The organism is Boudabousia liubingyangii (assembly GCF_001907245.1).
GTDB classification, from domain to species: Bacteria; Actinomycetota; Actinomycetes; order Actinomycetales; family Actinomycetaceae; genus Boudabousia; species Boudabousia liubingyangii.
The window spans coordinates 148,063-168,010 of sequence record NZ_MQSU01000002.1; the positions used below are offsets into that span (position 1 = coordinate 148,063).

General features: G+C 57.8%; 17 protein-coding genes. 14 read left to right on the top strand and 3 right to left on the bottom strand.

Going from position 1 to position 19,948, the window contains the following annotated elements; genetic code table 11:
• Positions 1 to 13: 13 nt before the first annotated feature.
• The 13 genes from BSR28_RS03150 to BSR28_RS03210 all read left to right on the top strand — a co-directional run bounded on the left by BSR28_RS03150 (position 14) and on the right by BSR28_RS03210 (position 17,285).
• Entirely contained in the window at positions 14 to 1,018 is a 1,005-nt protein-coding gene (locus BSR28_RS03150; protein WP_073713331.1) for an alpha/beta hydrolase fold domain-containing protein, read from the top strand.
• A 21-nt stretch (positions 1,019 to 1,039) separates the two neighbouring features.
• Positions 1,040 to 1,570: a GNAT family N-acetyltransferase gene (locus BSR28_RS03155; protein WP_073708921.1), complete on the top strand. Its 531-nt coding sequence runs from the start codon at positions 1,040 to 1,042 to the stop codon at positions 1,568 to 1,570.
• 69 nt (positions 1,571 to 1,639) lie between these two features.
• Positions 1,640 to 3,331, top strand: coding sequence for a ribonuclease J (locus BSR28_RS03160; protein WP_073708922.1), 1,692 nt, complete (start codon positions 1,640 to 1,642; stop codon positions 3,329 to 3,331).
• A gap of 76 nt (positions 3,332 to 3,407) precedes the next feature.
• Positions 3,408 to 6,719: a bifunctional lysylphosphatidylglycerol synthetase/lysine--tRNA ligase LysX gene (gene lysX, locus BSR28_RS03165; RefSeq protein ID WP_073713332.1), complete on the top strand. Its 3,312-nt coding sequence runs from the start codon at positions 3,408 to 3,410 to the stop codon at positions 6,717 to 6,719.
• Positions 6,720 to 6,727: 8 nt separating this feature from the next.
• Positions 6,728 to 7,723, top strand: a complete 996-nt coding sequence (locus tag BSR28_RS03170) for a PfkB family carbohydrate kinase (protein ID WP_073708924.1) — start codon at positions 6,728 to 6,730, stop codon at positions 7,721 to 7,723.
• Between the two features lie 190 nt (positions 7,724 to 7,913).
• A complete protein-coding gene (locus BSR28_RS03175) occupies positions 7,914 to 10,493 on the top strand; it encodes an FtsK/SpoIIIE family DNA translocase (RefSeq protein WP_073713333.1) in 2,580 nt (859 codons plus the stop codon).
• 123 nt (positions 10,494 to 10,616) lie between these two features.
• Positions 10,617 to 11,222, top strand: a complete 606-nt coding sequence (gene pgsA / locus BSR28_RS03180; protein WP_073708926.1) for a CDP-diacylglycerol--glycerol-3-phosphate 3-phosphatidyltransferase — start codon at positions 10,617 to 10,619, stop codon at positions 11,220 to 11,222.
• A 208-nt stretch (positions 11,223 to 11,430) separates the two neighbouring features.
• Positions 11,431 to 11,763, top strand: a complete 333-nt coding sequence (locus tag BSR28_RS03185; protein WP_073709162.1) for a helix-turn-helix domain-containing protein — start codon at positions 11,431 to 11,433, stop codon at positions 11,761 to 11,763.
• Positions 11,764 to 12,030: 267 nt separating this feature from the next.
• Positions 12,031 to 13,164 (top strand): recombinase RecA, encoded by a 1,134-nt coding sequence (recA, locus tag BSR28_RS03190; RefSeq protein ID WP_073708927.1) that lies wholly within the window; start codon positions 12,031 to 12,033, stop codon positions 13,162 to 13,164.
• Entirely contained in the window at positions 13,151 to 13,762 is a 612-nt protein-coding gene (locus tag BSR28_RS03195; protein WP_083562993.1) for a regulatory protein RecX, read from the top strand. The genes recA and BSR28_RS03195 overlap by 14 nt, the downstream gene beginning before the upstream one ends.
• Positions 13,762 to 14,292, top strand: a complete 531-nt coding sequence (locus BSR28_RS03200; RefSeq protein WP_073708929.1) for a CinA family protein — start codon at positions 13,762 to 13,764, stop codon at positions 14,290 to 14,292. Before BSR28_RS03195 ends, BSR28_RS03200 begins: the two co-directional genes overlap by 1 nt.
• Positions 14,293 to 14,353: 61 nt before the next feature.
• Positions 14,354 to 15,874 carry a tRNA (N6-isopentenyl adenosine(37)-C2)-methylthiotransferase MiaB gene (gene miaB, locus BSR28_RS03205; protein ID WP_073713334.1) on the top strand — a complete coding sequence of 507 codons (1,521 nt, stop codon included), beginning with the start codon at positions 14,354 to 14,356 and terminating at the stop codon, positions 15,872 to 15,874.
• An 88-nt stretch (positions 15,875 to 15,962) separates the two neighbouring features.
• Entirely contained in the window at positions 15,963 to 17,285 is a 1,323-nt protein-coding gene (locus BSR28_RS03210; protein ID WP_073708931.1) for an MFS transporter, read from the top strand.
• Between the two features lie 14 nt (positions 17,286 to 17,299).
• Here the strand turns inward: BSR28_RS03210 and BSR28_RS03215 are convergent, their stop codons facing one another.
• Positions 17,300 to 17,728 (bottom strand): YbjN domain-containing protein, encoded by a 429-nt coding sequence (locus BSR28_RS03215; protein ID WP_073708932.1) that lies wholly within the window; start codon positions 17,726 to 17,728, stop codon positions 17,300 to 17,302.
• A complete protein-coding gene (locus tag BSR28_RS03220) occupies positions 17,725 to 18,192 on the bottom strand; it encodes a hypothetical protein (RefSeq protein ID WP_073713335.1) in 468 nt (155 codons plus the stop codon). Before BSR28_RS03220 ends, BSR28_RS03215 begins: the two co-directional genes overlap by 4 nt.
• A gap of 83 nt (positions 18,193 to 18,275) precedes the next feature.
• On the opposite strand from BSR28_RS03220, the gene miaA reads away from it, so the two are divergent.
• Positions 18,276 to 19,202, top strand: a complete 927-nt coding sequence (miaA, locus tag BSR28_RS03225) for a tRNA (adenosine(37)-N6)-dimethylallyltransferase MiaA (protein WP_073713336.1) — start codon at positions 18,276 to 18,278, stop codon at positions 19,200 to 19,202.
• Here miaA and BSR28_RS03230 read toward each other — a convergent pair.
• A complete protein-coding gene (locus tag BSR28_RS03230) occupies positions 19,155 to 19,880 on the bottom strand; it encodes a class I SAM-dependent methyltransferase (RefSeq protein WP_073713337.1) in 726 nt (241 codons plus the stop codon). The genes miaA and BSR28_RS03230 overlap by 48 nt on opposite strands.
• Positions 19,881 to 19,948 lie beyond the last annotated feature (68 nt).

The following is a 19,948-nucleotide window of genomic DNA, read 5'->3' on the forward strand; positions in this document are numbered from 1 at the left end:
AAGGAAGCGAAACATGGCTCAAAAAGGTCCCGAAAAACCCAGCCAGCCTGAGTTCCACCTGCCCCAACCGGCAGTGCTAAACCCGCCCTCGCGCAGTGCCCGGATCCTGCACATGGCCGTCAAAATGTTCATGGCCGGACGTAAACGACTACAGGTCCGCTTCGGTACCTACAATCCCACCGCGAAACCCGAACCCTACCAGCTACGCAGTTTCCCGCAACGCGGCTACTTCGCGGTCACCGAGGTCAAACTACCGCAATCACGCGGCTTCTACCTCTATCCCACCGATGCCACCGGACCCCATCGGGTCGTCCTCCAACTACACGGGGGTTCCTATATCAGCCCGTTCAGCCACATGTACGCTAAGGCTGCCTACCAGTATGCGCAGGCCGCGGAAACCAAAAACGGTGCCGCTGCGGTCTTCTCCCTGGACTATCGGACCGCTCCGGAACATCCCTACCCGGCCGCGCTCGAGGATGCCCTAGACGCCTACGACTGGCTACTCACCCAGGGATACGCGCCGGACCAGATCATCCTTGCGGGAGACTCAGCCGGTGGGGGACTAGCCCTAGCGCTGGCCCTAAAACTGCGCGACCAGGGAGTCCCCAACTGTGCCCGAGCCCTAGTGCTGCTCTCACCCTGGACCGACCTGCCCGCAAAGGGCACTAGCTACCAGGCCAATAAATACCGTGACCCGCTGTTCCAGTCCGTACCCGGCGTACCCGACCCAGAACCGATCGCCAAATACTATGTCGGTGACGCTGACCCCTACGATCCATACCTCTCACCGGCCTACGCGCAGCTTCACGACCTGCCGCCCACCCTGGCCCTAGTAGGGCAGACCGAACTGCTCTACTCAGATTCTGTGAAGGTCATTCGGGGACTACAGGACGCCGGGGTTAAAGCCCGACTCCAGGTCTACCCAGAAGTGATTCACGTCTGGCCCGCGGCCTTCACCCGACTACCGGAAAGCCAGCGCGCCTGGCAACAAATCAGCTACTTCCTACACGAAAACTAAGCCAAACCTAGGAGGCCCTCAGTGACCAGCAACGATCAGCCCCAAGCCGATAACTCCGTCCGCGCCGCCCGACCCGAAGACTCCCAAGTCTGCGCGCAACTCGTCGCCGACGAAATCAAAGCCCGGGTCGCCGCCGTGAACCCAGATTTGCTGCCGCAACTGGAGCCCTCACTAGACCTGAACGCCCTCGCCCAATCCTGGGAACAAGCCATCACCCAAGAGGACGGCGAACTAGTCCTAGTAGCCACCGAAGCAGGCAAAGTCGTGGGCTTCGCCGCCCTGCTACCCACGGAAGAAGCCAGCAAAGCCGAAATCTCTGCCTTCAGCGTCCTCGACGGACACCGCCGCCAAGGACACGGCTCACGTCTACTACAAGCCCTAGTCGATCACGCCCAGGGCGTGCACGAAGAAATCCAAATCTGGCTACCCCGAATCGACGAAGCGAAAACCCGTTTCTTCAACTCGGCCGGCTTTGGGCCCACCGGACCACAGCGTGCCCTGCAGCTAGCCGCGAAAAAAGACCCAGAAAACCTCTGGGCAACCCGGCTCTAAGTAAAACCAAATAGGCACAGACAGCGAACAGGCGCGCCCTCGGACCCAAAAATAGGGCACAATAGGCATGTGAAGCCTTTGTATGAAAACCTGCCTGAACCAGCCGCGCTAAAACCCGGAACCCTACGAATTACCCCCCTAGGTGGCCTAGGGGAAGTAGGGCGAAATATGAACGTCTTCGAGATCGACGGAAAACTACTAATCGTCGACTGTGGCGTGCTATTCCCCGAAGAAAACCAGCCCGGCGTGGACCTCATCCTGCCAGACTTCTCGGCCATCGTAAACCGCCTCGATGACGTGGTCGCCCTGGTCCTCACCCACGGCCACGAAGACCACATCGGTGCCGTTCCGTACCTATTGCGTCTACGCCCCGACATCCCCGTCTACGGTTCCGAACTGACCCTAGCTTTTGTTGAGCCTAAACTGCGTGAGCACCACATTGAAAACCCGGAACTGCACGTCGTCGCTGAAGGTGAAGAGATCACCATCGAACCCTTCGACCTAGAGTTCGTTGCAGTAAACCACTCCATCCCCGACGCGCTAGCCGTCATGATCCGCACCGACGCCGGTAACGTCCTAGTCACCGGTGACTTTAAGATGGACCAACTACCCCTTGATGGTCGCATTACCGACCTCCGGGCCTTCGGGCGCCTAGGCGAAGAGGGCGTGGACCTGTTTATGGTGGACTCTACCAACGCCGAAGTCCCCGGCTTCACTGCCCACGAACGCGAGATCGGCCCCGTTCTAGACCAGGTCATTGGCAATGCCAACGGTCAGGTAATCGTGGCTTCCTTCGCCTCCCACGTCCACCGTGTCCAGCAGGTCATTAACGCCGCCGCCCGTCACGGGCGCAAGGTCTGCCTGATTGGCCGCTCCATGGAACGCAATATGCGTATTGCTGCGGAACTGGGCTTCCTTGACATTCCCGAAGACATCCTGGTTGACACCAAGGAAGTCATGGACCTGCCGCTAGACCGCCGCGTCTTCATGGCCACCGGCTCCCAAGGTGAACCCATGGCTGCCCTAGCCCGGATTGCCGCCGGCACGCACCGTTTCGTCGAGGTCGACCCCGGCGATACCGTCATCTTCGCTTCCTCCCTGATTCCAGGAAACGAAAACTCCGTCTTCCGTGTCATCAACGGACTCATGCGTCTGGGTGCGAATGTGGTTCACCAGCAAACCGCGCGCGTGCACGTCTCTGGTCACGCTTCCGCCGGCGAACTGCTGTACTGCTACAACATCGTGCAGCCCGCCAACGTCATGCCCATCCACGGCGAAATCCGCCACCTAGTGGCCAATGGTCGCCTAGCTGTTTCCACCGGCATCAACCCCAGTCACGTAGTCCTAGCTGAGGACGGTGTAGTGGTTGACCTAGTCGATGGACAGGCCACCGTTGCCGGACAGGTACCCTGCGATTACGTTTACGTGGACGGACGCTCCATTGGTGAACTCTCAGACGATGAACTCAAGGACCGCCTAGTCCTAGGTGCCGAAGGTTTCGTCGCGGTCCACGCGGTCGTTGAAAAGTCCACCGGCATGGTGCTGGCCGGACCGACCATCACGGTTCGTGGCGTGGCTGAAGATGAGGCGGTCTTCGAAGAAATCCAAGAAGAACTAGCCCAGACTTTGGCCGAGGCTGCCAAGCCCGGAAACGTCCCGGCTCACCAGCTTCAGCAGGCCATGCGCCGAACCATTGGCCGCTGGGTAGCTAAGCGCCTACGCCGTCGCCCGATGATCGTACCTGTGGTGACCGAAGTATAGGTTCCTCCCCATGGGGTTTCTTGGGCATAAGGGTTCATATAGGCGGGCAGTAGGGGATTACTATCCCTCCAGCAGGGTGCCAGCCTTCGTCGGACATTTCCTCTACGTCAGCGCCATTATTTCCTTGGTGGGATTCGCCTTCCCGCGAATGTTTAGCGAGCAGGTCTACACCGTCCTAAACATCGCCCTCCAGTTTGGCGTACCCATCGGGTACTCGCTCTTTACCGTGTTGATCTTGACGGTATTGGCGGCAGCCTCTTTTAGGCGTAAACGCATAGTGCTCTGGCTACTGTGGATTCACTGGTCCATCACCGGTCTAACCGACCTGGCCATTATGATCACCACGGACCGAGACCCCTTTAGCCTCACTTTCGATGTCCTAGGCTTAGTTAGCTGTCTATTCCTGCTGACGGTCACCATTCGCTCCCGTGAGGCTTTTGCCGCAAAGACCTATCGGCATACCTTCATGACGGCAGTCCTGTGGTTCCTATTCGGCATCGCGGTTACCTTCGGGGTGGGATATGCCGGGGTGCAACTTCTGCACCCAGAAGGAATGAATACGCCCAGGGCCCTGCGTTGGATTCTGGCGCGGATTATCGGTCAGGATTTCCTCTACTACAGCACCATTTCGGACGTCTTCTATGACGGCCCCCAGGGGCTCGGGGTCATTATTTCCCTGTTTTCCACCTTGGTAGCTACCATCGCACTAGTGATCTTCCTGCGCGGTAACCGGGCTCAGGGATCCAGCAGAGAAGAAGACCTTAAGGTCCGCCAACTGCTGGTGAATAACCCGGCAGACTCCCTTGGCTACTACGCGACCCGTAGTGATCGGGCAGTAGTCTTTGCCCCGAACGGGCAAGCTGCCGTCAGCTATGCCACCAGTTCCGGAACCGCGATCGCCGCCTCAGATCCCCTAGGTAACCCCCAATACTGGCCCGATGCCGTAGCCGCCTGGCTCAGGACCTGCGATGAAAACGGCTGGGTCGCCGGCGCACTATCCCTTTCTGAACAGGGCGCCCGAACCTTTAAAGAGTTTGGCTTCCAGATCCACAAGATGGGCGACGAAGCCATCATCGAAACTAAAGACTTCTCCCTCCTTGATCCCCGCTTTAAAGACCTCAAGGCCGCGGTTAGGCGCGCTAAAAATCACGGCGTAGAAATCACGGTTCGCCGCCTGCGGGAAATCCCGGAAGCTGAACGTGAAGAGCTAGTCTGGGCCGCAAACACCTACCGTGAAGGCAGCGAACGCGGCTTCACCATGAGCCTGGATCGCATCCTCGACGCCGAGGACGAAGACACCATGATTGTCCTAGCGCGTGACGATAAGCAGATTCACGGGCTGCTCACCTTCGTGCCCTGGGGACCACGCGGCCTCTCACTAAACCTGATGCGTCGCAACCCGGCATCGGTAAACGGCGTCGTGGAAGCCATGGTGGTGGCCCTGATTATGGAGGGGCGCGATGTGGGAATCGAACGCATCTCCATGAACTTCGCCATGTTCCGCCAGGCTTTCGTTAGCGGCCAAGCGGTCGACGCGGGCTTCTTTAAGCGCCTGGTGCTAGTGATCATGCGTTTGGGCTCCCGCTTTTGGCAGTTGGAATCCCTTTACGAATCTAATGCCCGGTATTACCCGGTCTGGTTCTCCCGTTTCCTAGGGATTCGTCATGGCTCGCAGGCCGTGCCGGTGATGTTGGCTTCTGGTCGCTTGGAAGGCTTCGTCCCGAATATTGGGGTAGGGGAGCCCGCCCCGCGCACCTGGGCTACTGATGAGGACTATCTGCAGGCGATTCGCGCCCAGAAAGCCCAAGAACTACAGGTCCTACCGCCAGTTAAGCTTACCCAGCAGGAACAGGTTCGCCGCCAGAAGGCTGCCGATTTAGAAGCCCGAGGACGCGAAGCCTACCCACCAGGTATTCCCGCCGGCGACCCCTTGGCTTCGGTTCGCGCAGAGGCGGAAAAATCCGCCCCGGGAATGTTCACAACCGAAACCTTGACCACCGCGGGTCGCATTAGCGCCATCCGTAACCATGGTGGAGTGATCTTCCTTGACCTCTATCAGGGACGTACCCGACTGCAGCTTGTGGCAGATCGACGTGTACTTTCGGGCCGTGACTTTATAGATCTGAAAACTTTGGATCGTGGTGATCAACTGCAGGTCACGGGGCAGCCGGGGCGGACCAAGCGAGGCGAGCCTTCACTGCAGCTAACTACCTGGAAACTGCGAGCTAAGGCGCTACGCCCCCTACCGGTCCCCGGTACGGTACTTGATCCGCAAACCCGAGTACGGCAGCGGGCCCTGCACCTACTGGTGGACCCCGGCGCCCTTGACCTGCTGCGGGCACGCGGAACCGTGTTCCGTTCGGTCCGTGAATACTTGACCAAGGATGGTTACCTAGAGGTTGAGACCCCGGTGTTGCAGGCGGTTCAAGGCGGAGCTAACGCTCGTCCTTTCGTAACCCACCTAAACGCCTACGACTCGGACGTGTTCCTGCGCATCGCCCCAGAGCTTTACCTGAAACGGCTTGCCGTGGCCGGCCTAGACCGGATCTTCGAAATGGGGCGTTCTTTCCGTAACGAGGGTGCCGACGCCACCCATAACCCGGAGTTCACCTCCCTTGAAGCCTACCGGGCAGGCGCGGACTACCATGACATGCAGCGTCTCACGGAAGCCCTAATTAAGGCTGCCGCCACTGCCCTTTACGGGCAACCGGCCTGCCTGCGCCCCCAGGTGCCCGCCCACCTTCCCAAGTTGGAGGCCCCCGCAGATCAACATCAGCTACTACTCTTCGCCAGGCAGGAACTTGGCGAGGAAGCCGGTTTCGTGGACCTTTCTGCCCCCTGGCCGGTAATTACGGTTTTGGACGCGATCAGCCAAGCGGTCGGTAGTCAGATCACCCTCGATACTCCTATCGAAGAGCTAAAAGCCCACTGTCAAGCCCACGGTTTAGCCCTACCGGCCACGATAAACACCGGGGAGCTAATCGGGGTCCTGTATGACGAACTGGTGGAAGCCAAAACGGAGTTGCCGACCTTCTACACTGATTTCCCGGTGGAAACCTCGCCGCTGACTCGCCAATCTCGGAAGGATCCACGGCTAGCTGAACGCTGGGACCTAGTTGCTTTCGGAATGGAACTGGGAACTGCGTACACCGAACTGACTGACCCGCGGATCCAAAGAGAACGCCTCACCCGACAGTCGTTGGCAGCAGCAGCGGGAGACCCGGAAGCCATGAGCCTAGACGAAGACTTCCTTCGCACGCTAGAACTGGGGCTGCCTGGCACCGGTGGCCTAGGTATTGGCATGGATCGTCTGGTAATGTTCCTGACCGGTACCAATATTAGACAAACACTCTCTTTCCCCTTCGTGAAGCCACAGGAAAATAACTAAGGAAAGCCATGCAGGAACTTAGCGACCAAAAATCCCTTGAACACCCACGTCTGATTTCAACTGCGGCAGTTTCCCTTACGCTACCCATGCAGGTACCGCACCTGCCCGCCGAAGGCACCTCGGTCACGGCTTCCTCGTCTTTCGCCCTCGTGGGGGATGGCTTCGTGGTGGCTTCTGCGGCCGCCCGTCAGGGGGTTCCGGTGTCCCTCGCATCCCCACTGGGTACCGGCACCAATTCTCACGCGGTCCGGGCAGCACTGATGGAAGAGGGGATTGAGTTAGCCGTTGAAGACATGGTGGGGGATACCGGCATGTCCATCTCCCTGATCCAATCCGATGGCTTGATGACCACGGTTCGTTCCCCCGGGGTGGAATACGACCCCCAGCTTTCTGATCTGCGCCGTGTCGATGTCCATCCCGAAGACTGGGTTTATGTGGCCGGACAAGACCTAGCCGGGGGCCCGGCGGGGGAGGTCCTTTCGACCTGGGCAACTGAGCTTCCCGAAGAGACCAAATTCGTTGCTTCCCTAGGTGGGGCGATTCAAGATATCCCCATGCCGATCCTAGAGAAGATCCTGCCTCGCTGTGACGTCCTCACCATGAACCTACGTCAGGCGACGGTCCTTGCCAGGCGCTTAAACCTAGGTGATCCGCTAGAAGCGGCGCGCTCGCTAGTACCAGAATCCGCCATCTTGGTTTGGCGTCGTGGTCGTCGCGGATCGGTAGTCCAGCAAGATGCCCATTCGCAACCCATTGCCGTGCGTTCCTTTGAGCGTCCCCGTGTGGACACCACTGGCGTGGGCGATACGCACACGGGCGTTTTGATTGCCTCGCTACTTCAGGGGCGGGACCTGCTCGAGGCGGTCTTGCGGGCCAATATTGCCTCTTCCTTCGCGGTTTCGAAATTTGGTACGGCCCTGTGCCCGCGAGCTTTGGAACTAGATGAGTTCATGGCTCAGGAAGGCGTCCACGTGTCGGACCATATTGAAACCTACGAAGGCTAAGTAATAGCTCCCAAAAACAGCTTTTTCGGCGCGGCAGCTAAGGCAATTTAAGGGAACGCGATAACGTGTCCTTACTATGGCTACACGTGCGAATAAAGGCAATCCAAGTCCGCGACCTCGGGGAGCGAAAAAAGCTCCTACCAATGCGCGAAAGACAAAAACGACGGCAGTAAACACTGAACGTCCCAAGATGAACCCAGCCCTACGTCGGGATGGGATCGCCTTGGTCATTGTGGCGCTCTCGGCGGTTATTGCCCTCCGTGAATGGTTCCATATCTCGGGCAGCGCCGGCGCGGTCATTCACCATTTTTCTGCTGGTCTACTGGGTCTCTACTCAGTGCTATTGCCTGCTGTGGGGATCGGCATTGTCATCGCCATGTATCGGCGTTCCAGCCGTCCGCAGGCCCTAGCTCACTGGCTGATTGGTGCCATTGGCATCGCGGTTGCCCTGACTGGCATTACCCATATTTCCTACGGTGCTCCCAGCATCTACGACTTTGCCCAGGTCGAAGCTGCCGGCGGCATTATTGGCTGGTTCTTTGCTCAGCCCATTAACGAACTGCTTTCACCCTGGGGTGCGATCCCGGTACTCATCCTGTTCGCCATTTACTCGATCCTAGTGGCCACTGATACCCCGATTTCTTCCGTCCCCCAGATCTTGCGGAACTTTAAGGACTCCCTGGTCTCACGCTTTGGCGGGAACACTGAGGAATACGAGGCAGAAAACGGCGGCCACGTCGACCTAGACTCACGCGCAGGGGATGAACCCTTCGTGTCCCCAACGGTGACCGAATACGAAAAACAGCACAGCTGGGAAGAAGAATACTGGGAAGCGCAGGAAGAAGACGAAGCTGCCGCCGCACCTGAGCCCAAGCGGGGACGTAAAGCCCGTGGGGCAAAGCCCGCCGCTGCCTTCACGCCTGAACCGATGCCGCCGGTCAGCCAGTCTGAGGTGCCGGCGCCGATTCCCGTGGACGTCAGCGAAACCCAGTACCTGCACACCACTCCGCTGCCGGAGGACGCCACCACGCTGCTGAACCAGCAGGCTCCGGCAGAACCGGCCGCGATCCCCGAAGCCGAACCGGCCGCCCCGGATGAAGCGCGGGAAGACGTCGAATCTGATGGGGACTTCCAACTAACCCCGGCCCCGAGCGATTACCAGCTTCCCAGCTATGACTTCCTCATGCGTGGGGCCCCGCATAAGACCCGCTCTGCGGTAAACGACCAGGTAGTTACCGCCCTGCAGAACGTCCTCAGCGAGTTCAATATTGATGCGACCGTCTCTGGTTTCTCTCGCGGTCCGACGGTCACCCGTTACGAACTGACCCTAGGGCCCGGCGTAAAGGTAGAGCGCATTACCGCGCTTTCAAAGAACATTGCCTACGCGGTAGCCAGTGCCGACGTTCGTATCCTTTCACCGATTCCCGGTAAGTCCGCTATCGGTGTGGAAATCCCCAATGCGGACCGTGAAACCGTTGCGCTAGGTGACGTCCTGCGCAGTGCTAAAGCCCAGGCTAATAAACACCCGTTGACCGTTGGCGTGGGTAAGGACGTTGAGGGCGGCTACGTGGTTGCCAACCTAGCGAAGACCCCTCACATGCTGGTTGCCGGTGCCACCGGTTCTGGTAAGTCCTCTTTCGTGAACTCCATGATCACCTCGATCATGATGCGAGCCACGCCCGAACAGGTGCGCATGATCCTCGTGGACCCCAAGCGCGTGGAACTGACCATCTATGAAGGCATCCCACACCTGATCACCCCGATCATCACCGACGCTAAGAAGGCCGCCGAAGCCCTCGAATGGGTCGTTAAGGAAATGGATCACCGCTACGATGATCTGGCCTTCTTCAACTTCAAACACGTCGATGACTTCAACCAAGCCGTCCGCGAAGGTAAGGTTAAGGTGCCGCCGGATTCGAAGCGCAAGCTAGTCCCGTACCCCTATCTGCTGGTGGTCGTGGACGAACTTGCCGACCTGATGATGGTGGCCCCGCGTGACGTAGAAGCCTCCATCCAGCGCATTACCCAGCTGGCACGTGCCGCCGGCATCCACCTGGTTTTGGCAACCCAGCGTCCCTCGGTGGACGTGGTAACCGGCCTGATCAAGTCGAACGTGCCCACCCGTCTGGCCTTCGCCACCTCGTCCCTAGCGGACTCTCGAGTCATCTTGGACCAGCCCGGTGCCGAAAAGCTAATCGGTCAAGGTGACGCCCTCTTCCTCCCGCAGGGCTCCGGCAAGGCTGAACGTGTCCAAGGTGCCTGGGTAAACGAATCAGAAATCCACCAGATCGCTGAGTTCATTCGCGCCCAAGCTAAGCCGGATTACCGTCCAGAGGTCACTGAGGCCCCCAAGGCGCAGAAGGTTGCCGAGGACATCGGTGACGACCTAGACGATCTACTACTGGCTGCCGAGAATGTCATTTCTTCCCAGCTGGGTTCAACCTCCATGCTGCAGCGTAAACTGCGCGTCGGCTTTGCCCGCGCCGGCCGCCTCATGGACCTACTAGAGTCCCGCGATATCGTGGGTCCCTCCGTCGGATCCAAGCCGCGCGAAGTCCTAGTAGAGCCCTCCGAGCTGCCAGCTGTGCTAGCCATGCTGAAGGGGGAGACCCAAGCAACCAGTGCCACGGAACTTATCGCAGAGGCGCAGGCAGACCTAGGTGCCAGCCACGGTGAAGCTCCGGGTGCTAATGACAGTCATCTAGAGGTGGTCGAAGCCGCCTCGGAAGACGATGCCTGGTCTGAAACCGGTCGGGGAGACGACTTCTAACCCCGGCGGGACTTGGCTTTTCCCTCCATCAAGGCTTCCGCCCCTATCCTGTGCGTCTTCCGCTGGGGTAGGGGTGAAGTTTTAGGCGACGAAAATACGATTTAAGGAGTAATCTGGTTGGTGATGAATACTAAGAATTCGAAGCCGGGCCCCTTCCTTTCAGCATTGCCGAATATGCTGACCATTCTGCGCCTTATCATGGTGCCGATTTTGATCGTGCTAATGATTAAGTTCCCCTCGCAGTCGCAGACTGGGATGTGGTGGTCTTTCCTCGTCTTCTTCCTTGCTTCGATTACCGATAAGCTCGATGGCGATATTGCCCGTGGCTACAACATCATCACTAACTTCGGTAAGATTGCCGACCCGATTGCTGATAAAGCCCTAGTTCTGCCCGCCATGGTGCTGGTGGTTTGGTCTTCTTGGGAGCTGCTCCCGTCCGCTCTGGTTGTGATTTCCTTAATTTGCGTGGTTTTGATTATTATCCGTGAGTTGGGGATTTCTATTTGGCGGATGATTTTGGTTCGCCGAGGGCGCGTGGTTCCCGCTTCTTCCGGGGGCAAGATTAAGACCGTCGCTCAGATGGGTTTCATCGGTTTGAGTTTGATCCCTTGGAATACTTTCGCCGGAAGTTTTGTTAGTACTGTCATGGCATATTTCTGCTGGCTGTTACTTTTGGTGGCAACCTACCTGGCACTACGTTCCGGTTGGGACTATATCACCGCAAAGTAGCAGTCTGGTTGCCTCTGCTGGGGAGCCTCATCAGTGGCGATTTTTCGCAAGGTATGCGAAAATGTTATAAACCCGGGTTTTTGTTATCCGGGACTTAGTGAAGAAAAGGTGATTCATTATGGACAGCGTCAAATATGGAACCCGTAAAGCGGGCATGGCGGTTAAATCTGTTCGTGAATATAACCCGGTATACCGCAAGGTAGCTCCGGTGGTCGCCAAGAAAGTCCCCGAACCCACTGGGGTAGTACCGTTGCTACGTCGTGAAATCGGTGAAGTTCTTCGTTCCCTGCGTCAGAGCCAAGGTCGAACCCTTCGTGAGGTTTCCGCTCGTGCGCGTGTCTCCCTCGGTTACCTATCAGAGGTTGAACGCGGTCAGAAGGAAGCATCCTCAGAACTACTAGCTTCCATCTGTGAAGCCTTGGAAGTTCCGCTCTGGCTGGTTATGCGCGAAGTATCCGAACGGATTGCGCTAGCTGAGGGAGTAGTTATTCCCGATACTGTTCCCGATGAACTAGTTCGTCGGACGGTAGCGACCCGATAAGGGACCATAAAACTTAAAAGTGATCTTCCGCACGCGGGCAAGTCTTCGGACTGCCCGCGTGTCGCATTTCGAACGGGCGTTCGAAAGCTAAGGTTGTGTTGATGAAACTTTCCCCAAGTTTTTCTATCCCCAAAATAGAAAAAATCGGAAGGCTTACTGCCCTTGGTCAAGCAGTATTTCATTATGGGATGCCGGAGAGGCAACACCCAGGAACAGACCAGACTCTATCCACCGGCGGAGAGCCGACCCAACCTGAAGGAGAGCCAAATGGCACCTAAGAAACCACAGCCGCAAGCTGACCGTACCAAAGCCCTATCCGCGGCTATCGCACATATCGACAAAACCTTCGGGAAGGGCGCCATTATGCGCTTGGGCGACGAAGTTCGCCAAGCCGTCCCCGTCATCCCCACCGGATCACTAGCCATCGACGCCGCGCTAGGCATTGGTGGCCTGCCCCGTGGCCGCATCGTAGAAATCTACGGCCCTGAATCCTCCGGTAAAACCACCGTGGCCCTGCACGCCGTCGCCTCCATCCAGAAAATGGGTGGTAATGCCGCCTTCATTGACGCCGAGCACGCCCTAGATCCCGAATACGCAAAGAAGCTGGGTGTCGACACCGACAACCTCCTAGTCTCTCAGCCCGATACCGGTGAACAGGCCCTAGAAATCGCCGACCTACTAATCCGCTCTGGCGGTGTCGACCTAGTTGTTGTTGACTCCGTGGCGGCGCTAGTTCCCAAGGCTGAAATCGACGGCGAAATGGGCGACTCTCACGTTGGCTTGCAGGCCCGCCTCATGTCGCAGGCCCTGCGTAAGATCACCGGTGCGCTCTCTGCTACCGGCACCACCGCCATCTTCATTAACCAGTTACGTGAAAAGATCGGCGTCTTCTTTGGCTCCCCAGAAACCACCACCGGTGGTAAAGCCCTGAAGTTCTACGCTTCGGTTCGTATGGACGTGCGCCGGATCGCCACCCTTAAGGATGGCGAAAACCCGGTCGGTAACAAAACCAAGATCAAGATCGTCAAGAACAAGATGGCTCCGCCCTTCAAGCAGGCCGAATTCGACATCCTATACGGCCAGGGTATCTCCCGTGAAGGCGGCCTAATCGATATGGGTGTAGAGGCCGGCATTATTCGCAAGTCCGGCTCCTGGTTCACCTACGGTGAGGACCAGCTTGGACAAGGCCGTGAAAATGTCCGCCAGTTCCTTAAAGACAACCCCGAACTGGCAGATGAAATCGACCGCAAGATCCGTATTAATATGGGACTGTTACCGCCCGAGGAAGAAGAGGGTGCAGTCGCCGAGGGAACCGGTTCTGACCCGGCTGCCGCTGCCCTAGGTAAGGCCACCAAGAAGGCCAAGGCTGCCGCTGGCGATAGTGAAGATGCCGGCTTCTAAACCTCGGAAATCCAAATCTAAAGCCCAGCGCTTAAAAGAACTAATCGAGCGAAACCAAGAGCTTTCCCCCGAAGAAGCCCTAGACCCCGCTCGCGAGTATGCGCTGCGACTCCTAGACCAACGGGACTACCCCTCGGCCCAGATACGCAATAAACTTCTGGGCCGGGGGTATCACCCAGAGGCAGTAGAAGAAGTTGTTACTCGGCTTACCGACGCCAAACTCTTGGACGATGCCCGCTACGCGCAGATGCTAGCCCGCACCCAACATCAGATGCGTGGCTTGGCCCGGCGTGCCATCGCCCAAGAAATGCGACGTAAGGGATTGTCAGCCGCAGAATCTGCCGAAGCCCTAGAACAGATCACTGATGAGTCAGAGGCGCAGGCGGCAGAAAAACTAGCGCTTAAAAAAGCGGCCACTACGGTTCGCCTTCCCAATGAGGTGCGACGCCGTCGTATCGCCAGCATGCTGGCTAGACGCGGGTATAACGCTTCTGTTGCCTATCGGGCAACCGCTGCTGCACTTGCAGAATATTCATCGCAAACGGATGATAGTAACCATTCGTCAGATGAAACAGATCACTTTTGGAGTGCAGATTAATGCCACAAACCTCGGCCCAGTCCACTAGCCCCCTCTCGGTGGGGCAACGTCAAGAACTGGCCCAGAAGCTGCTCAAGCAACTCGAAGATCGGCATTACACTCTGGGAACAGCTGAATCTCTTACTGGGGGAGCGCTATGCTCGGCATTCGCCGAAATCCCCGGCGCCTCCCATGTGCTAATTGGCTCCATCGTGGCCTACCAGCCCGAAATAAAAAGCCGCCTACTGGGCGTAGACGAATACCTACTAGCGGATCACGGGCCTTACAATCACCAAACCGTGCAGCAGATGGCCCGCGGAATCTGCCGCGTCCTCGGGACCAAGATTGGTCTTGCCACCAGTGGCGTGGCCGGCCCTTCAGATGACCAAGGTACCCCCGCCGGCACGTGTTTTATTGCTCTGGCGGCTCCCGAAGGGTACCTACAGTCCCGGGAGATAAACGCGGAAGGCGATCGCAATAGTGTTCGCCAAGCCTCCGTAGATGCCGCCCTAGAACTGCTAGCCCAGTACTTAGGTGCAAATGGCCACTAATCCGGCCTAACTGAAGTTCTACCAGCTACCCTCATCGCCAAAACCATTATGATAGTTGGCGATGATTACGCCTGAAATTCCCCGTACTTACACAATTCGCACCCTTGGGTGCCAGATGAACGTTCACGACTCCGAACGTATGGCCGGCCTACTTGAAGAAGCCGGACTAGTACACGTCTCGAAGGTCCCCGAATACGCTTCTCGCGCCACCGAAGCCGGCGACGAGGGCGCTGACGTAGTAGTCCTAAACACCTGCTCAGTGCGCGAAAATGCCGCCACCCGTCTCTACGGAAACCTGGGACAACTGGCCAAGGTAAAACGCGAACGTCCCGGCATGCAAATCGCCGTGGGGGGATGTTTCGCCCAGCAGATGGGACACCGCATCCTAGAGAAGGCCCCCTGGGTTGACGCGATCTTCGGCACCCACAATATTGACGTCCTGCCCGTTCTACTAGAGCGTGCCCGCCACAATGAAGAGGCCGCCGTCGAACTAGAAGAGAGCCTCAAGACTTTCCCCTCCACCTTGCCGACCAAGCGTGAAAGCGTTTACGCCGGCTGGGTTTCCATCTCAGTGGGCTGCAATAACACCTGCACCTTCTGCATCGTCCCGCACCTACGCGGTAAAGAACGCGACCGTCGCCCCGGCGACATCCTAGCTGAGGTAGCCGCCGTCGTAGATCAGGGAGCCATTGAAGTTACCCTACTAGGCCAGAACGTCAACTCTTACGGGGTCAGCTTCGGTGACCGCGGCGCCTTTGCCAAGCTACTTCGTGAGGTCGGCCAGGTGCCCGGACTGGAACGGGTCCGCTTTACCAGCCCCCACCCGGCAGCTTTTACCTCTGACGTGATCCATGCGATGGCAGAAACCCCCACCGTCATGCCTTCACTTCACATGCCGCTGCAGTCTGGTTCTGACCAGGTGCTACGTCAGATGCGTCGTTCCTACCGCCGAAAGAAGTTCCTTGGGATTCTGGACGAAGTCCGTGAATACCTGCCCGAGGCCGCCATTACCACCGACATCATTGTTGGTTTCCCCGGTGAAACCGATGAGGATTTCGAACAGACCCTCGAGGTTGTGGAGCGCGCTCGCTTCTCTTCGGCCTTCACCTTCCTCTATTCACCTCGCCCGGGCACTCCGGCTGCTGACCGGGAAGACCAGGTGCCCGAAGCTGTTAAACATGAGCGCTACCAGCGACTGGTAGAACTCCAAGAACGGATTTCCACTGAGGAAAACAAGGCGCAGGAAGGCAAACTTGTCGAGGTTCTGATTGCTTCTGGCGAGGGCCGTAAGGACGGTCAAACCTCCCGTATTTCAGGCCGCGCAAAGGACAATCGCCTAGTCCACGTGGCGCTGCCTGAGTCCTACCAGGGACTAGTACGCCCGGGAGATATGGTCACTGCTCGCGTCACCTACGGGGCACCGCACCACCTAGTTGCCGACTCTGCACTAACTAGCGGGGAGTTCACCCATCGCACCACCCGCGCCGGCGACGCCTGGCAGGCCCGCCAAGAAGCAGATCGGGAAGCACAATCGAACGCCGTTGGGCTGGGATTACCCACCCTTAAAGTCCGAGGTAGCTAAAAACCTGAGTAAGTAGCTTTTGGTACTGAACGCAACCTGGTATCACTGCCGGTCTTAAACTACTATCCCCACGATCCTAGGAACCAAAATGGCTGAAGCCAAGCTAGAAAACGATAAGACCCTGGCACGGAAGGCCTTCATCTTCTACGCCATTGGCCTGTCGATTTATATTATCGCGACCACCGGTCGTACCTCCCTTGGGGTGGTCGGTGCCGAAGCCATGCAACGGTTCGAAATCACCGCCTCCCAGCTGGCGATCTTCTCTACCATCCAGCTTGGTGTTTACGGGCTTTCACAGTTACCCGTCGGGATTGCCATCGACCGTTTTGGCCCGCGATGGGTGCTGGCGGTAGGCGCCATGATCCTAGCGACCGGACAGTTCATGCTGGCCTTCGCCCCGACAGTGGGCTGGGCCTACACAGCTCGCGTTTTTGTTGGGGCCGGCGACGCTACCGCTTTCGTTTCCGTTCTTCGTTTGGTGGCTTCCTGGTTCCCGCCCCGGAAGGTCCCGGTCATGACCCAGATTACCTGCGTGGGTGGTCAGATGGGGCAGATCATCTCTGCGGTACCATTCCTAGCCCTGTTCCGACTTAGCAACTGGCATACGGCTTTTAGCACCCTAGGTGGTATTGGCGTGCTAGGGGCAGTTCTAACCTTCCTGACTCTCTGGGATGAACCAACCCGTAAGCGTCGCCCCTACGTTAAAACCTCCACCCTAGGTGCCGATCTAAAAGAGGTAATGTCCAACCCGTTCTCTTGGATGGGACTATTTACGCACTTCACCATGTTCTTCCCGCTGGCGGTCTTCACCCTCATGTGGGGATCACTGTTCATGAAACAGGGAATGGGCATGGATGATGCCGGCACCTCTTTCGCCCTAGTACTGACCACCATCGCCGGTATCCCGGCCGGTATTTTTATCGGTTCAATCGTGGCTCGTTGGCCCCTGCGCCGAACCTATTTCATCTTCACCTGTATTGCGCTAACCTTCGTGGCTTGGGCAGCGGTACTGCTACAGTCGACGCCGCCCTCACCGGTCTTCATTTACATCCTAGCAATCGTGCTGGGCGCTTCCGCACCGGCCGCGAATGTGGGCTTCGACTTCGTCCGGACTTCCACCCGCCCCGAACTGCTAGGGACTGGATCAGCCTTTGCTAATATGGGCGGTTTTATCGCCGCTGTGATTACCATTCAGCTGGTCGGTTATGCTCTAGATTCCCATGCTGGGGGAGCGGAATACACCTATGCGGATTACCGCTTTGCCCTTTCCATGCAGGCACTCATCTTCGTTCTGGGGGCAAGCCTGATCCTAATCTTCCGCGTCTTTGGTATTCGACGACTCAAGCGACTAGGGGAGCCCTTCCCGTTAGGGCTACGTCGTAGTCGTTCCCTGTGCCGCCGGGATTACTAGAGGTTAGCTGGTACTCAGATAATGGGCGGTAGGCACTGCGCTAAACGAGCCGGCGCATCAACGCAAGCAGTCAAGGCAAAACTTAAAGCCGGACGCAACTGCTCATCGCTCATCCCGCGGCGAATCGAAAAGACCACATCAGCTTTAACTACCACGCCGTCGGCCACCAGCGGGTAGGCGCGGGGTGCTGGCTGCTGACGGTTGAACTGCTCGCACATAAATAAGAGTGCCGCTTGACAGTCATGCGGACTCGCCAAAGCCAAAGCAGGCATCTCTGTGGCATCCCACAGGGTGTAGACAGAAAGCCAATCATCGCTGGTATGGAAGAGTACCTGAACGTGGTTCCAGGTCCCAATCAGGGTCTGCGCGTCCTCGTGCGAAACCCGGTACCCCTGATCCAAAAGCAGGGCCTCAATCCGGGCGGTGGTGACCTCTTGACTCATGCCTGTCCCTCCTTCCAGGGATCGACAAACTGGTCATCAAGGAAGGTGCTTAAATCCTTGAACTGATTAATCGCATCGTGGAGTATTGCGCGAAGCTGGGAAGCCGAAACTGCCGGATGGGTCCAAACCAGTTGCCGTGCAATCACCTGCACTTGGCCATTATCAAGCATGGTCGTCAAGGCTCCCGGGCCCGCATGCGTCCGATTAAACTGGGCGCAAGCCTCACGGGCTTTGACCCCATACTTGCCGGCCAGCGTACGGTACCAGCGGCCCGTGACCGTCAGATTCCCCACCCGATCAATCTGGAACTCTAAAAATGCCGGGAACGAAACCGCCATCAGAGCTGATTCACTTTCCACCAGGTAGGGGATATTATCCGCATGCAAAACCTGTGCGATAGCGGGGATTGAGATTCTGGAAAACTCCACCGAATCACTCTGTGAGGGAAGGGAAGCGTCTGACATGCCTTCCATGTTATACCCGCTTACGGATCCACCCAGGGCCTAGTCTCAGGTTTCGGGGGACGCTAGGCTAAACTAGGGGCGTGATGATTGCGATTGTGGGACCAACGGCCAGCGGGAAAAGTGACCTTTCACTGGCTGTGGCAGAGCACCTGGAAGAAGCTGAAATCATTAATGCCGACGCCATGCAGCTCTACCGAGGCATGGATATTGGCACCGCAAAACTGCGCCCCGAAGAACGGCGCGGGATTCCACACCACCAGCTTGACGTCCTAGAGGTTACTCAGGAAGCCTCCGTGGCCAGCTACCAAAAATACGCCCGCCAAGACGCGAAAGAGATTCAGGCCCGAGGACGCCGCCCCATTTTCGTGGGTGGCTCTGGGCTTTACCTACGGGCTGCCCTAGACCAGATCGACTTCCCCGGCACCGACCCGGCAGTTCGCGCGGCGCTAGAACAAGAGGCAGAAGAACTAGGTGCGGCTGCGCTCTATGAGCGGCTCTCACAGCAGGACCCGAAAGCCGCACAAACCATTGAAGCCAATAACCTTCGGCGGGTTATCCGGGCGCTAGAAGTAATCACCATTACCGGACAGCCCTTTAGCGCCAACCTGCCGGACTACACCTATCACGAACCCTGTTGGCAGATCGGTTTACGCCCCGACCCACAACTGGTGGCGCCCTTTATCGATAAACGAACCCGAGGAATGTTCGCGGACGGGCTGCTGGAAGAAACCGAAGCCCTACTAAAAGTGGGGCTAGCGGAAGCCAAAACTGCCTCTCGCGCTACCGGCTACCCTCAAGCCATGGCGGTAATTGCCGGTCGCTTAAGCGTTGAAGAGGCCATCGAAGAGGTCAACCTAGCCACCCTACAGTTGGCTAAGCGACAGATAAAGTGGTTCAAACGCGACCCGCGGATCACCTGGTTGGACCCGCTTCCGGAAGGTAAACGCCTCAGCCCCGAGGAACTACTGCGGCGGCTTTTGGACACGCAGGATGGCAAAGCCCTTCTTTGATTTAACCTTCTCAGTGGGGTAGCCCTGCTCAATCAGCCATTTCATTAGCGAGCCAGCCCCCAGGTTATTGCCCACGACTAGGTAGGCTGCACCCTGCGGAGCCAGGAACGGCAACCAGGTCAGGAGCAGTTCATGTAGGGCATCTTTGCCAATGCGGATCGGGGGATTGGACCAGATCGTTTGGAACTGCCAGTTATGGTGCTTAAGCAGTGCCAGTGCCTCCGGTGCCAGCAGGGCCTTACCGAGGGGGCGCGCATAGGTTCCATCCGCCGGCTGGCTCCCGTTTTCTTCCGGTAGAGCCTGGGAGAAGCCCGCCTGTTGCAGGTTCCGATTAGTGAGGTCTAGGGCGCGTTCGTTGACGTCCACGCCGAGTACCCAAGGAAGCTCACCTTTCGGGTCGCAACCGGGTTCGCGAACCTGGGGCGCGTCCTCGGCCTGGGAAATATCCGCGCACAGGCCCAGGGTGATGGGACCCCAACCGCAACCCAAATCTAGGGCCGGGCCGGTGGCGGTCGGGACAAAGTCCAGCAGCACACTGGTAGCGAGGTCTAGTTTTTGATGTGAGAAGACCTGGTCGGCTAGGTTTACCGTGTATTGGCGGCCGCGGATTTGGAACTCTTTTTGGGTGAGTTCGGACTCGGTCGCGGCAGGTACGGAAGTGAAGTAATGCTGGCTCATGCGAGCAATTTTAGCGGTTAGTTAATCTTCCGGCTTTCCCGCGGGATACCTAGCGTCACTTGGTACAC